The organism is Massilia sp. IC2-476 (assembly GCF_020707295.1).
Classification (GTDB): Bacteria; Pseudomonadota; Gammaproteobacteria; order Burkholderiales; family Burkholderiaceae_D; genus Telluria.
The window spans coordinates 517910-531949 of the sequence record NZ_JAJFER010000002.1; the positions used below are offsets into that span (position 1 = coordinate 517910).

7 protein-coding genes are annotated in these 14040 nt (G+C 67.4%); 3 read left to right on the forward strand and 4 right to left on the reverse strand.

What is annotated here, in order from left to right; translation table 11 throughout:
* Window positions 1–278 precede the first annotated feature (278 nt).
* On the reverse strand, window positions 279–3029 hold the full coding sequence (gene glnE / locus LK539_RS07180; protein WP_227800220.1) for a bifunctional [glutamate--ammonia ligase]-adenylyl-L-tyrosine phosphorylase/[glutamate--ammonia-ligase] adenylyltransferase: 2751 nt from the start codon (window positions 3027–3029) through the stop codon (window positions 279–281).
* Between the two features lie 163 nt (window positions 3030–3192).
* On the opposite strand from glnE, the gene LK539_RS07185 reads away from it, so the two are divergent.
* Window positions 3193–7380 carry a YhdP family protein gene (locus tag LK539_RS07185; protein ID WP_227800221.1) on the forward strand — a complete coding sequence of 1396 codons (4188 nt, stop codon included), beginning with the start codon at window positions 3193–3195 and terminating at the stop codon, window positions 7378–7380.
* A 1-nt stretch (window position 7381) separates the two neighbouring features.
* Window positions 7382–8179 (forward strand): carbon-nitrogen hydrolase family protein, encoded by a 798-nt coding sequence (locus LK539_RS07190; protein ID WP_227800222.1) that lies wholly within the window; start codon window positions 7382–7384, stop codon window positions 8177–8179.
* 15 nt (window positions 8180–8194) lie between these two features.
* On the opposite strand, the gene LK539_RS07195 is transcribed toward LK539_RS07190, so the two are convergent.
* Window positions 8195–8611: a hypothetical protein gene (locus LK539_RS07195; RefSeq protein WP_227800223.1), complete on the reverse strand. Its 417-nt coding sequence runs from the start codon at window positions 8609–8611 to the stop codon at window positions 8195–8197.
* A 225-nt stretch (window positions 8612–8836) separates the two neighbouring features.
* Between LK539_RS07195 and tldD the strand changes: the two genes are divergently transcribed.
* Entirely contained in the window at window positions 8837–10297 is a 1461-nt protein-coding gene (gene tldD, locus LK539_RS07200) for a metalloprotease TldD (protein ID WP_227800224.1), read from the forward strand.
* A 92-nt stretch (window positions 10298–10389) separates the two neighbouring features.
* On the opposite strand, the gene LK539_RS07205 is transcribed toward tldD, so the two are convergent.
* Both LK539_RS07205 and LK539_RS07210 read right to left on the reverse strand, forming a co-directional pair.
* Window positions 10390–11133 carry a hypothetical protein gene (locus LK539_RS07205; protein WP_227800225.1) on the reverse strand — a complete coding sequence of 248 codons (744 nt, stop codon included), beginning with the start codon at window positions 11131–11133 and terminating at the stop codon, window positions 10390–10392.
* A 137-nt stretch (window positions 11134–11270) separates the two neighbouring features.
* A complete protein-coding gene (locus tag LK539_RS07210) occupies window positions 11271–13940 on the reverse strand; it encodes a TonB-dependent receptor (RefSeq protein ID WP_227800226.1) in 2670 nt (889 codons plus the stop codon).
* Between the last annotated feature and the right edge of the window lie 100 nt (window positions 13941–14040).

Sequence of the window (14040 nt, forward strand, 5' to 3'; positions counted from 1 at the left end):
GCGGTTCTAAGTTTTCAAAAGTTGCAACTTGTGCGGACCGGCACACCACGGGTAGCGGCGATGCTGTAGTGCATACACGATCTGTATCAAACCATCCTGTGTTGATGCCCGTCAATATATAAGCCGGCCAGAACTGTACGAAAAACAACACTTATGTTGAGGAAATCTCTGACTCGAAAGTCAATAGAAAATCTATGCGCAACACATGTGCGCCGATAGGAGAAAACGCATGGGAAGAGGGCGCATGCACCAGGCCGGTGCATGCGAGTTGGGTCGGTTCAGGCCCCGAAACAGGCCTGCCACAGGCGCCGCACCCGGTCCGGATGCTCGCCCAGCAGCTGCGGATCGACGCGGGCTTTTTCCTGACCCTGCAGGCGCACCTGGTGCTGCAGGCGCCGCATCACGCGGTAGGCGTCGGCAGCGCCGGCGGCCAGGGTGGCATCGACCAGGCCGAGCTCGCCGCACAGGCGCAGCAGCGCGATATTGCCGGCATTTGCCGTCAACTGCGGGTAACTGGCGGCATGGCGCAGCACCAGGTACTGGACGATGAACTCGATGTCGATCATCCCGCCCTCGTCCTGCTTGAGGTCGAACAGGCTGCCGGGGTTGACGTTGGTCTCGCGCATGCGGCGCCGCATCGCGCAGACCTCACTCTTGAGCTGCTGCTCCTGGCCGCTCCTGTCCTTGCGCAGCACCTGTTCGCGGATCGCTTCGAAACGCGCGCCGATGGCGGCGTCGCCGGCGCAGAAGCGGGCCCGGGTCAGGGCTTGGTGTTCCCAGATCCAGGCGCTGGCGTTCTGGTAGCGCTCGAAGGCGGCGACCGTGGACACCAGCATACCGCTGGCGCCGTCCGGGCGCAGTGCGGTGTCGATGTCGAACAGGATGCCGGCCGCCGTGTGCGCCGTGTTCCAGGTGATGAAGCGCTGCGCCAGCCTGGCGTAATTGGAGGGCGCCATCTCGTCTTCGTCGTCGTACAGGAAGATCACGTCGAGGTCGGACACGTAGCCGAGTTCCTTGCCGCCCAGCTTGCCATAGGCGATGACGGCGAAGCGCGGTTCCTCGCGGTGGCGGCTGGCGACCGTGCGCCAGGCATGGCGGATGGTGGCGCCGACGATGGTGTCGGCAAGCAGCGACAGGTGGTCGGCCAGGCGCTCGACCGACAGTTCGCCGGCCAGGTCCAGCGCCAGCAGCCGGAACAGCTGCGCGTGGTGGGCTTCGCGCAGGATGTCGAGCTGGCGCTCGGTGTCGCCGGCCGCTTCGCCCAGTTGGGTGTCCAGCTCGCTTGCCAGCTGGTCGACGTCGGCCGCGCCTTCGTTGCGGTCGTCCAGCAGCTCGTCCAGCAGGATCGGGTGCTGGGTCAGGAAGGTGGCGGCCCAGCCGCTGGCATTGATCATGCGGATCACGCGCTCGAGCGTGTGCGGGTATTCGGTCAGCAGCGACAGGTAAGCCGAGCGGCGCGCGATCGCCTCGAACAAGTCGAGCAGGCGCCCGAGGGTGGCGGCGTGGCTGCCGATGCCGGCTTCCCGCACCACGCTGGCGATCCTGCCGAGGGCGGCGTCGCTCAGCGCCAGCAGGCGGGCGCGGCTGGCCTCTGGCAGGCTGGCCAGGCGCGGTCCCTGCAGGGTGGCGACCAGGCGCGCGGCCGCACTAGGCGGGTCGTCGTAGCCGAGCTCCGCCAGGCGGGTGGCGATCGCTTCGCGGTTCTCCGGGTCGTCGGCCAGGGTGACGCCTTCCGCTTCCGTGCCTTCGCTCTTGTCGGCAAAGATCGCGTCGAACTGGGCGGCGACAAAGCTGCGCTGCTGTTCCAGCCGGTCCAGCAGGGTGGCGACATCCGGCAGTCCCATCATCTGCGCCACGGCCAGGCGGTCTTCCTCGCTGGCGGGCAGGGTGTGGGTCTGGGCGTCGTCCAGGTATTGCAGCCGGTGTTCCAGGTTGCGCAGGAAGGTGTAGGCCTCGAGCAGGCGCGCCACCGTGTCCTGCGTCAGCAGCTCGCGCTCGGCCAGCAGGCGCAGGGTGGCCCGGGTCGAGCGCTCGCGCAGGGCCGGGTCGCGCCCGCCGCGGATCAGCTGGAACACCTGGGCCAGGAATTCGATCTCGCGGATGCCGCCGCGGCCCAGTTTGACATTGTGGCTGCGCTCCGGGTGCAGGCGTTCCTGGCGCTTGACCTCGGCGCGGATCTGGGCGTGCATGTTGCGGATCGCGTCGATCACCCCGAAGTCGAGGTAGCGCCGGAACACGAAGGGCCGCACGATGGCGTCGAGCGCCGCGATGTCTTCAAGCGTGCCGGTGACCGCGCGCGCCTTGACCCAGGCATAACGCTCCCATTCCCGGCCCTGCACAATGAGGTATTCCTCGACCATGGCGAGGCTGGCCGCCAGCGGGCCGGAATTGCCGTTCGGGCGCAGCGCCATGTCCACGCGGAAGGTGAAGCCGTCCTCGATGACTTCCGACAGGGCGGCGTTCAGGCGGCGGCCGAGGCGAACGAAGAATTCATGGTTGGACAGCTGGCGCTGCCCGGGGCCGGCGGCGGTCTCGCCATCCTCGGGGTAGACGAAGATCAGGTCGATGTCGGAAGAGACGTTCAATTCGCCACCGCCGCCCTTGCCCATGGAGAGCACCATGAGCTCTTGCGGACGGCCGGATTCCTCGCCCGTCGGCATGCCGTGGGCCGCCACCAGTTCCTCGGCGAGGGCGGCGGTGTGGGTCTGGATGGCGAAGTCGGCAAAGCGGGTCATGGCGGTGACCACCTCGTCCAGGCCGGCCTGGCCTTCGAGGTCGCGCCGGATGATGGCGCAGACCAGCAGGTTGCGCAGGCGGCGCATGGCGCGCGGCAGGGGCAGCGGCTGGGACTGGCCGGCGTCGCGCTGGCGCGCCAACGCAGCGCCAAGGTCGACGTCGGCCAGCGATAATCCGGACAGCTCGTCGAGCTGGGCCTGGCGCGCGGGATCGGCTCCCAGCCAGCGCTGCAGGAAGCGCGAACGCGCGGCGGGAGAGGCGGGAAGCGGGGAGGACGGCGCAGCAGGGTTCATGGTGTCGTAAGGGCTCGTGTTTTTGCCGTCCGGCAGGCATTCGTGCGGTAGAATTGCCCGCCGTGCCGCCTGGGGTGAGCACGATGGTAAGGTAGACGCCGCAACCCTTGCAAGCGATCTGTTATTAGAGAATCAATTTACGGCGAGCCTTTTGAGCACCTTGATGGACAACCAGGAACCGCAGGCGGCCCATACCCACCTGCCGCTGGCAGCGCGATGGCGCAGGCTCCGTGCCGCCTATCGCTATGCGAACCTGGCCTCGTACCATTTTCTCGGCTTTGCCATCAAGCTGGTGCTGCTCTTGTATTTCGGCCTGGCGCTGCTGTTCCTGCTGCTGCGCTACGCCATCCTGCCCAACATCGATCTATATAAGAGCGACATCGAAGCGGCCGCCGGACGCGCGCTCGGCAACCGCGTCACCATCGGCCAGCTGGCCACGTCCTGGCAGGGCATCCATCCGGTATTGACGCTGGGTGAGGTACGTCTGATCGACCGCGCCGGGCGCCAGGTGCTGGCCCTGCCAAGGGTCGAGGCGGCGCTGTCCTGGTGGAGCCTGGCTGCTTTCGAGCCGCGCCTGCATGCGCTCGAGCTCACCGGGCCGCAGCTGGACGTGCGGCGCGGCGCGGACGGCGTGCTCAGCGTGGCCGGGGTGCGCCTCGACCCCAACAAGAAGGACGATGGACGCGGCGCCGACTGGCTGCTGCGCCAGCGCGAGATCGTGATCCGCGAAGGCCGCGTCGCCTGGACCGACGAGCTGCGCGGCCGCCCGACCCTGGTCCTCACCGACGTCACCATGGCCCTGCTCAACCGCTTCGGCGGCGGCCACCGTTTTGCGCTGCGCGCCACCCCGCCGCGCGCTCTGGGCCAGCCGCTCGACGTGCGCGCGCGCTTTCGCCACCGCTTCGGCGCCAGGCCCTCGGACCTGGCGCGCTGGAAGGGCGAGCTGTACGCCGACCTGCGCGACGCCGACCTGGTGGCCTGGAAGCAGCAGGTCGACCTGCCTTTCCAGATGGCGAGCGGACGCGGATCGGTGCGCGCCTGGCTCAACTTCGACCAGGCGCGGGTGGCCGGCTTCACCGCCGACCTGGCCTTGGCCGACGTCAACGCCCGCCTCGGCGCCACCCTGGCGCCGCTGCAGCTGGCCCGGGTCCGGGGCCGCCTGGCCGCGAGCGAAGAGATGCTGCCTGGGAAGGACGAGGGCAAGCCGACCTTCGGCGCCCACGGCCACACGGTCAGCCTCACCGATTTTTCGGTGACTACGCGTGACGGCCGCGCGCTGCCGCCGGCCACGCTGGAGCAGCGCTGGCTGCCGGAAAGCAATGGCAAACCCGAGCGGGGCGAGCTGAACGCGCGCCAGCTCGATATCGGTGCGCTGGCGGCGCTGGCCGGCTACCTGCCGCTGCCGCCCCAGCAGCGCCAGATGCTGCTCGACTATGCGCCGTGCGGACGCCTGCTCGACGTGGCCGCCGAGTGGGAAGGCCGCTATCCCGCCCTGCGCGGCTTCCGCCTGCGCGGCGACGTCGCCGGCCTGGCCCTCAACGCCCAGCCGGCGCGCCCGGCCCAGCCGGCCCGAGATGGCCAGCCGGCGCTGCCCGCGCGCCCGGCCACGCCGGGCTTCCAGAACCTGAGCGGCAGCATCGACGCCAGCCAGAACGGCGGCAGCGTGACGGTCGACTCGAAAGACCTGGTGCTGCACATGCCGGCCTGGTTCGCCGAGCCGGCCATGGCGCTCGACCGCCTCGACCTCAAGGCGCGCTGGAACATCGATCCGGGCCGGCAACTGCTGGTCGAGGTCGAGAAGCTGCAGCTGGCGCAGGGAAGCCTGAGCGCTTCGCTGTCCGGACGCCATACCTTGCCGCTGCAGCCGGGACACGGCCCCGGCACGGCCGATTTCGAAGGCAGGCTGGACGGCTTCGCGATCGGCAGCATCGGGCGCTACCTGCCGCTGGCCACCCCCGAACACCTGGCCCACTGGCTCACTGGCGCGCTGCAGGGCGGTACCCTGCGTGACGCCAGCCTCCGCCTGCGCGGCGACCTGGCCGAGTTCCCGTTCCGCGCCAACAACATGCTCGAGCGCGTGCGCGGCGAATTCAAGGTCGCCGGCCGCCTCGAAAATGCGCGCCTCGAATACGCCCCTGGCCACCGGCACCCGGACGGCACGCCGCTCTGGCCCCTGGCCGAGAACATCCAGGGCCGCATCGAATTCGACCGGGCCCGCATGGAAATCCGTGGCGATCGCCTGAATACGCTGGGCGTGGCGCTGTCGAACGTGAAGGCGGTGATCCCCGACCTGGGCGCGCACGAGCTCATGATGCTGGAGATCGACGGCAATGCCGCCGGGCCGCTGCAGGAATTCCTGCGCTACGTGGCGGCCAGCCCGGTGCCCGAGTGGATCGGCCACTTTACCGACGAAACCCGGGCCGGCGGCAACGCGCGCCTGGGCCTCAGGCTGCGCATGCCGCTGGCGCACCTGCCCGACACCAAGGTGCAGGGCAGCCTGCAGCTGCTGGGCAACGATGTCAGCCTGTTCCCGGAACTGCCGCAATTGGCAGGCGCGCAAGGCCGCATCGATTTCTGGGAGCGCGGCGTGGCCCTGAACGGACTCGGCGCCAGCTTCCTGGGCGGTCCCCTGGGCCTGTCCGGCGGCACCCAGAAAGACGGCAGCATCGCAATCCGGCTGGGCGGCACCCTGTCGGCCGATGGCATGCGCCGCACCGCGCCAGCGCCGGCGCTGGGCCGCCTGGCCGAGCGCCTGTCGGGCAGCACGCCCTACACGGGCAGCGTGCTGGTGCGCGAGGGGCGGCGCACGGTGACGCTCGACTCGAACCTGGCCGGCCTCGGCCTCGAACTGCCGGCCCCGCTCAACAAGCCGCAGGCCGACGCACTGCCCTTGCGCTTCGTGCTGGCGGGCGAGCCGACCGTGAACGGCGTGGCGCGCGACGAGATCCGGGTGGCGCTGGGCGAGAATCTGGCGGCGCGTTACCTGCGTGAAAAGCAGGGCCGCGGCCCCTGGACCGTGCTGCGCGGCGGGATCGGCGCCAATGTGCCGGCGCCGGAACCGGACGGCGGCATGATGATCAACGTGAACATGCGCGCCCTCAACGCCGACGCCTGGATCGCGGCGGGCAAGGCGATCGCGGGCGAAGAGGGCGAGGGCGCCGGCGCCGGGGCAGGCGTGGGCTTCGCCCAGTACGTGATGCCGACCCTGATCGGCGGCCGCGTGGGCGAACTGACCATCGGCGAGCGCCGCCTGGCCGACGTGGTGCTGGGCGCGACCCACCTGAAAGAGACCTGGCAGGCCAACCTGCATTCGCGCCATGCAAGCGGCTACGTGACCTGGATCGAGTCCGGCAGCGGACAAGGCATGGGCAAGGTCACGGCGCGCCTGGCGTCGCTGGTGATCCCGCAGTCCGACGAGGCCGAGGTCAAGAGCCTGCTCGAATCGAACCGCGGCGCCAGCGCCACCATTCCCTCGCTCGACATCGTGGCCGAGCAGTTCCAGCTGGCCGACAAGCGCCTCGGGCGCCTCGAGCTGCAGGCCAACAACGTGCAGGCGCTGGCGGGACGCGAATGGCGCATCAACCGCTTGACCCTCGACAATCCGGACGGCCAGCTGAAGGCGAACGGGCGTTGGCTGACCAAGGACGGGCGCAGCAACACCAGCCTGAACTTCGTGCTCGACATCGATGACGCCGGCAAGCTGCTGGACCGCCTCGGCTTCCCCGAGACCCTGCGCCGCGGCAAGGGCAAGATGTCGGGCGACATTGCCTGGAGCGGGCTGCCCTATGACCTGGACATCCCGAGCCTGTCGGGCCAGATCGAAATGAATGTCGAGTCCGGCCAGTTCCTGAAGCAGGACCCGGGCGCCGCCAAGCTGCTGGGCGTGCTGAGCCTGCAGGCGCTGCCGCGCCTGTTGAAACTCGACTTTCACGACGTGTTCTCGGAAGGCCTGGCCTTCGACGGCATCAGCGCCAACGCCCTGATCCAGCGCGGCGTGCTGCGCACCGACAACCTCAAGATGCATGGGGTGGCGGCCACCATCCTGATGGACGGCACTGCCGACATCGCCAACGAGACGACCAACCTGCGCGTAGTGGTGATCCCCGAATTCAACCTCGGTACCGGGCCGCTGGTGTATGGCCTGGCGGTGAATCCGATCATCGGCATCGGCAGCTACCTGGCGCAGCTGTTCCTGCGCGCGCCGGTGATGAAGGCGCTGACCTACCAGATGCGGATCTCGGGACCGTGGAAGTCGCCGACCATCGTCAAGATCGACAACCCGCCACCGCCGCCGCCCGAGGCCAGGGCCAAGGCGCCCGCAAGCGCGCGGCCCAACCCGAAAAAGGACTGACATGACAATCGTAGCCGCAGTGCAGATGGTGTCCACCCCGCAGGTGCTTGACAACCTGGCGACCGTGCGCCGCCTGGTGGCGCAGGCCGTGCGCGAAAGCGCGGAACTGGTGGCGCTGCCGGAGTACTGGCCGATCATGGGCATGAGCGATGTTGACAAGGTGGCCCAGGCCGAGCCGGAAGGCAGCGGCCCGATCCAGGACTGCATGGCCGAACTCGCGCGCGAGCACGGCATCTGGCTGGTAGGCGGCACCCTGCCGCTGGTCTCGCCGGTGGACGGCAAGGTGCTCAACACCACTCTCGTATATGACCCGCAGGGCCAGGCGGTGGGCCGCTACGACAAGATCCACCTGTTCGGCTTCAACAAGGGCAGCGAATCCTACGACGAAGCGCGCACCATCGTGCCGGGTGAATCAGTGGGCAGCTTCGAGGCACCGTTCGGGCGCGTCGGCCTGTCGGTGTGCTACGACCTGCGTTTCCCGGAACTGTTCCGCGCGATGGGCGAGTGCGCGCTGATCATCGTGCCGGCCGCGTTTACCCACACCACCGGCCTGGCGCACTGGGAAGTACTGCTGCGCGCCCGCGCCATCGAGAACCAGTGCTACGTGCTGGCCTCGGCCCAGGGCGGCCTGCACGCAAACGGCCGCCGCACCTTCGGGCACAGCATGCTGGTGGATCCGTGGGGCGAAGTGAAGGCAGTGCTGCGCGAAGGCGAGGGGGTCATCACCGGGAAGCTGGACGACGACTTCCTGGCCAGCGTGCGTGAAAGCCTGCCGGCGCTGAAGCACCGCAAGCTGTAAGACCGGGCGTCCGCCTCAGCGCGGGGTGGCGCCGCAGTCCCTGCGATCAAAGAACAGCCCGTCACCACGCGGGCTGTCAAGCCGCACCGAACTCGACAGGAAGTTCATCCCGCTGCGATCGACAGCCTGGGTCACGCTGGCGGCGTCATCTTCCGACGCTCCTCCCTTGTAATGGATTTCGAGGGCAACGCGGCCGTGGCCGGTGTTGCTGTTGAGTGTGTCCACACCGGGCAAGCGCAGCAGCAGTTTCTCGAGTGGCGTCGTCAGCGCTGCCTCGACGCGCTCGGGCGACTGCTCCAACACGCATAGTTCGACCACCACCACCCTTGCCGCCGGCGCCGGGCTTTGCGCCGCTGCGCTGCCAGACTGCAGGAGAGAAAAGGCCAGCACGCTGTGCAGCCCAGCCCTTCCGAGAAGAGATATCAGTTTCATCCCACCATCTTGCCACATCATCAAGCACACGTGGGCGTGGTTGATTATTCGCCAAGAACTCGTAATCACTGACTATGAACCATGCTTCGTTGCATCGAACGGTGACCTACAATCTTGCGCAATCATTTGACCCTGACCCTCATCCTGGTGGGGTGGTGCGTGTCGGGTATGAAGCGGCGGGATATGGCACAATGCATTCTCCCAATGAGAACGACCGAACGCACAATGAAACCATTCGAACCGAACCTTTCCTCCCTGGCTGTCGCACGCGATGTGCTGCTGACGCCATTCGGCCTCGACGAGGGCAAGCTGCTCAATGCGCTGGGCTCGATGTTCACGCACAAGGTCGATTACGCCGACCTGTATTTCCAGTTCACTAAGAGCGAAGGCTGGAGTCTGGAAGAAGGCATCGTCAAGACCGGCAGCTTTTCGATCGACCAGGGTGTCGGCGTACGCGCCGTGTCGGGCGACCGGACGGCTTTTTCGTATTCCGATGACATTTCCGAAGCGGCGCTGCTGGACGCGGCCACCGCGACCCGCACCATTGCCCGCGCAGGCAGTGGCAAGGTGAAGATCGCCACCGCGGCGCGCCCGACCGGCGGCCGCTCGCTCTACCTGCCGCACGATCCGCTCGCGTCGCTCGACGCGACCGCAAAAGTGAAACTGCTCGAGCGCGTCGAGAAGATGGCGCGCGCCAAGGATCCGCGCGTGGTGCAGGTAATGGCCGGTCTCGCCGGCGAGTACGACGTGGTGCTGGTGGTGCGCAGCGACGGCGTGCTGGCGGCCGACATCCGTCCGCTGGTGCGCGTGTCCGTCACCGTCATCGCCGAGCAGAACGGCCGGCGCGAAGTCGGCTCGTCCGGCGGCGGCGGCCGCTACGACTACGGCTACTTCAGCGACGAGCTGCTCGACAAGTATGCGACCGAGGCCGTGAAGTCGGCCTGCGTCAACCTGGAAGCGCGTCCGGCCCCTGCCGGCCCGATGACCATCGTGCTCGGCCCGGGCTGGCCCGGCGTGCTGCTGCACGAGGCGGTGGGCCATGGCCTGGAAGGCGACTTCAACCGCAAGGGTTCTTCGGCCTACGCCGGCCGCATCGGCGAACGCGTGGCCGCCAAGGGCGTGACCGTGGTCGACGACGGCACCCTGCAGGACCGCCGCGGCTCGCTCAACATGGACGACGAGGGCAACCCGACCCAGTGCACCACCCTGATCGAGGACGGCATCCTGAAGGGCTATATTCAGGACACCATGAATGCGCGCCTGATGAAGATGCCGGTGACCGGCAACGCGCGCCGCGAGTCCTTTGCCCACCTGCCGATGCCGCGCATGACCAATACCTACATGTTGGCCGGCGACAAGGATCCGGAAGAAATCCTGGCTTCGGTAAAGAACGGCCTGTACGCGGTGAATTTCGGCGGCGGGCAGGTCGACATCACCAATGGCAAGTTCGTGTTCTCGGCCAGCGAAGCCTACATGATCGAGAACGGCAAGATCAGCTATCCGGTGAAGGGCGCGACCCTGATCGGCAATGGTCCCGAGGTGATGAACAACATCTCGATGATCGGCAACGACATGCGCCTGGATTCGGGCGTCGGCGTGTGCGGCAAGGAGGGCCAGAGCGTGCCGGTGGGCGTTGGACAGCCAACCCTGCGCATCGACGGTGTGACCGTGGGCGGCACTGCCTGAGACGCGAGTGCGTCACAAAAAGAATGCCGTTCAGGGTAGCCTGAGCGGCATTTTTCATTGGTGGGCCAGGAAGATCCGCGCAGACCGCGGTTTCAAGATGCGGGAGTCTGCTTCGTGCAAGAAAAGTCGGCAGCCGCCAGCGGCAGATTCTTCAAGCGCTGCTGCAAGCCTGCGACCGGAATCGCGTAACGCGGGCGCACGCTGTCAGCGCTGACGCGATAGAAGGACGCATGTCGTTCTGCCCAGCGGCTGTCGTATTCCTCGCGCGTGATCGCCAGATCGGCGGCGAAATCTCCATCCTCGATTTCCCGCATCAGTGAAGCGCTCCAACAAGGCAGCCAATGAATCGGGCCGCCTTGAACGATCAGGTGGTACTGCCCGTCGCGGCTCGTGGCAACAGGCCAGGACCTGTAGCGCAGCATTTCCAGGGCACTGCCATTCGAACGAAGCAGCATCAGCCTGGCGGGCTCGGCGGCGCCGACTTTCATCGCGCCGTAATGGCTGCCCGTCACCGCATAAAATTCTCCGCCAATGTCCGCGCCAGCCACGTGCTGCAGCACGTGCGCCTTGAACCAGGTCGGCGGTGGGTCCATGCAGATGACTACCGTGGTGCTGCCGTCGGCTCTGGCCTGTGACTTGGGGCAATCGTAGCCCTTCAGATAATCGGTGGCGACCAGTTCCGCCACGACCAGGCTCAAGCTGCCCGCAGCCTCTTCGAACCTGGGGTAGGTGGTTGGCACTTCACGCGCGAACGGCGACGCTGCCTGCGCCGCTTGCCATGGCCCCGCGGAGAGGATCACGGTCATCAGGATCAGTCGTATGAAGGCGCGATGCATGGAGACTCCTGGCAGGTTGACGGGCAGTTGGATTGCTCGATGCCGATCATAGCTTGCCGCCGTACAAAATGAAATGCCGTCCAGGCTCGACTGGACGGCATGGGGCCTGTTGGCTTTTTTGCCTCTACTATCGATCGTCAGAAGCGGTAGGTCACGCGCGCATACACCGTGAAGCCGAGCGGATCGGTGTAGCGCGGGTCGTAGCCCAGCTGGAAGTTGGTGACCTGGTTGGTAAAGGGCGGCTCCTCGTCGAACAGGTTCTTGATGCCCGCCGTCAGCTCGGCCTTCTTGTTGCCCGTGTAGGTCGCCGCGATCGACCAGGTCGAGTAGTGGCCGACCCGGTTGAAAAACTCGGGCGCGACCGCGGTGTTTTGGTCGGTGTAGTGCGACATGTAGCGGTTGGCCAGGTTGAAGCTCCAGTCGCCGCGGTTCAAGGTGAACAGCAGGTTATGGCGCCAGCGGAACACCGGAGTGGCATCCGCATAGCGCCCCGCGTTCTCGGTGAAGGGCCCGCCCGGCTCGTTCTGGTAGTCGTACTTGTTGACGTAGGTGCCGTCCAGGTTGACGCTGAAGTTGCCGAAGCGGGTGCGCGGCAGGCGGTAGGCCACCGACAGGTCGAGGCCACGCGTCTTCACCTCGCCCAGGTTGTCGGTGATCGCCAGCACGTAGAGCAGGGTGGTGCCGCTGGGATCGTAGACGAAGAGGTTGCGGTACTTTTCGAAGTTGGCGAACAGGGTCTGCTCGGCCAGCGCGCTGATCTGGTCCTTCAGGCGGATGTTCCAGTAATCGAGCGAGATCGTCAGCGGCTGGATCGGTTCGAACACGACGCCGACGCTGTGGGTGCGCGAGCGCTCCGGCGACAGGTCCGGGTTGCCGCCCTGGCGGACATATTGCTGCTGGCCGCAGGCGATGTTCGGGTTGGCGCCGGGGGCCGGCACGCCGTTCGGGCACAGCAGCGGATCGTTGTAGGTGTCCGAGCTGTTGGTGGTGGCCTGCGGGCCATACAGGTCGAACAGGGTCGGCGCCCGGAAGCCCTTGTTGAAGGAGCCGCGCACCAGCAGCTGGCGGGTCGGCTGCCAGCGCAGCGCCACCTTCGGGTTGAAGCTGCCGCCGACATCGCTGTAGTGGTCGTAGCGCGCGGCGACGTTGAGTTCCAGGTCCTTGACGATGGGGACGTTGACTTCGCTGAACAGCGCCCAGATGCTGCGCTGCCCGGCCTGGTCGCTGGCATCGGCGTAGCCGCTGCTGGAAGCCTGGGAGGCCAGTGCGCGGTCGACGAAATACTTGGCGCGGTCGCGCCGGAATTCGGCGCCGATGGCAAAGCCGAGCGGACCGCCGGGCAGGCTCAAAAGCTCGCGGCTAGCGCGCGCGTCGATCGCCGCACTGTGGATGCGCGCATGCAGGTATTCGCCGGACAGGATCGAATTGTTCAGGTAATCCGCCCCTGCCGCGTCCTGCGCGCCGAAGGGATTCAGGATGCCGGCCGCCACGCCCTCGATGATGCGCTGGTCGATCACGTAGCCGCCGTTGAAGATGCTTTTCGCCTTGCCCAGCGAGTAGGAGATCGCGGTGTTGTAGTCCCAGCCGGCCACCGTGCCCTCCAGGCTGGCGAGCAGGCGGTCGGTGATGCTGGAATCGAAGTTGTTGCGCGGGCCGGTTTCCAGCGGACGCCAGGAGACGTCGAGCGGCTCGCCCGTCAGTCCCGGGAAGGCCGGGACGATGCCGTTGCCCGGATAAAAGGGACTGTCGCCGGTCATGATCACGCCGATGCCCGACAGGGGCGGCGGCGCGACCTGGGATTCGTTGGTGCTGCGGCCGTGCACGAATTCGAGGCCGGCCGTGTGCTCGCCGAACTTCTTGTTGAGCCGGGCCATGGCGCTGAACTGGCGCGTCTTCGGGATGTTGTCGACGAAGCGGGTGTAGTCGAAGGCGCACAGGGGCGCGTCCGGCAGAGGCACCGAGTCGGGCTGTTGGCAGGTGGGGTAATAGGGATTGCCGCTGATGCCGTTGTCGGAAAAGAAGTTGGCGGGGAAGGTGGTCCCGCTGACTTCGAACAGGCCGCGTTCGGGCCGGATGCCAGTGCGCGAAAAGCTGCGTTCGGTCGCGCGCAGCGGGCTTTGCTGGTGCCAGTCGATCACCCCCCACATGCTCAGGCCGTCGCGTTCGAGGTCGCCCCAGCCGCCCGACAGGTTGATGCGCTGCTCGTGACCGCCGCCGTTGGCCCAGGGCTCGTAGGCTTCCACGGCCAGCGCCGCGCCTTCCACCGAGCGCTTGGTGATGAAGTTGATCACGCCGCCGATGGCGTCGGTGCCGTAGATCGCCGAGGCGCCATCACGCAGCACCTCGACACGCTCCAGCGCGGCCACAGGGATGATGTTCAGGTCGACCGAATCGGCGAAGTAGGGGTGGTTCGCGAGCCGCCGGCCATTGAGCAGCACCAGGGTCTTGTCGCCGCCGAGGCCGCGCAGGTCGGCGGTGGCGCGCCCGCCCGTGCCGGAACCCACCGCCGCGGTCGAGCCTTCCGAGGACTGGTTCATCGGGATGGCGTTGAGCACCTCCTGCGCCGTGGCCAAACCCTGCTTGGCGAAATCCGAGGCGCGGATCGTCGTGATCGGCAGTGAGGTCTCGGCGGCCAGCCGGCGAATCGAGGAGCCGGTGATCTCGACGCGCTGCATCGGCGCCGTGGTAGGGGTGGGCGGCGGCTGCAGGCCAGGGGGCGACGTCTGGGCCAGCAGCGGCGGCGCGCATAGGACGAGGCCGCCGGCGAACAGCCGGCGCAGGATGCGTGCGATGGAGGTTTCGTACATGATCGGTCCGTTGGTGGGTGGATAGGGCGGTACCGGCGCCGGTACCGCTGCCGTGCGCCATGTCCCGCCCACCGGTGCGGGACCGGGCGGGCGGGGCAGG

What these genes read in the sequence shown, in the direction of transcription:
- LK539_RS07190 (WP_227800222.1), top strand. Translation starts at nt 7,382, where the DNA reads ATGACAATCGTAGCCGCAGTGCAGATGGTGTCCACCCCGCAGGTGCTT.
- LK539_RS07195 (WP_227800223.1), bottom strand. Translation starts at nt 8,611, where the DNA reads ATGAAACTGATATCTCTTCTCGGAAGGGCTGGGCTGCACAGCGTGCTG.
- LK539_RS07185 (WP_227800221.1), top strand. Translation starts at nt 3,193, where the DNA reads ATGGACAACCAGGAACCGCAGGCGGCCCATACCCACCTGCCGCTGGCA.
- LK539_RS07205 (WP_227800225.1), bottom strand. Translation starts at nt 11,133, where the DNA reads ATGCATCGCGCCTTCATACGACTGATCCTGATGACCGTGATCCTCTCC.
- tldD (WP_227800224.1), top strand. Translation starts at nt 8,837, where the DNA reads ATGAAACCATTCGAACCGAACCTTTCCTCCCTGGCTGTCGCACGCGAT.
- LK539_RS07210 (WP_227800226.1), bottom strand. Translation starts at nt 13,940, where the DNA reads ATGTACGAAACCTCCATCGCACGCATCCTGCGCCGGCTGTTCGCCGGC.
- glnE (WP_227800220.1), bottom strand. Translation starts at nt 3,029, where the DNA reads ATGAACCCTGCTGCGCCGTCCTCCCCGCTTCCCGCCTCTCCCGCCGCG.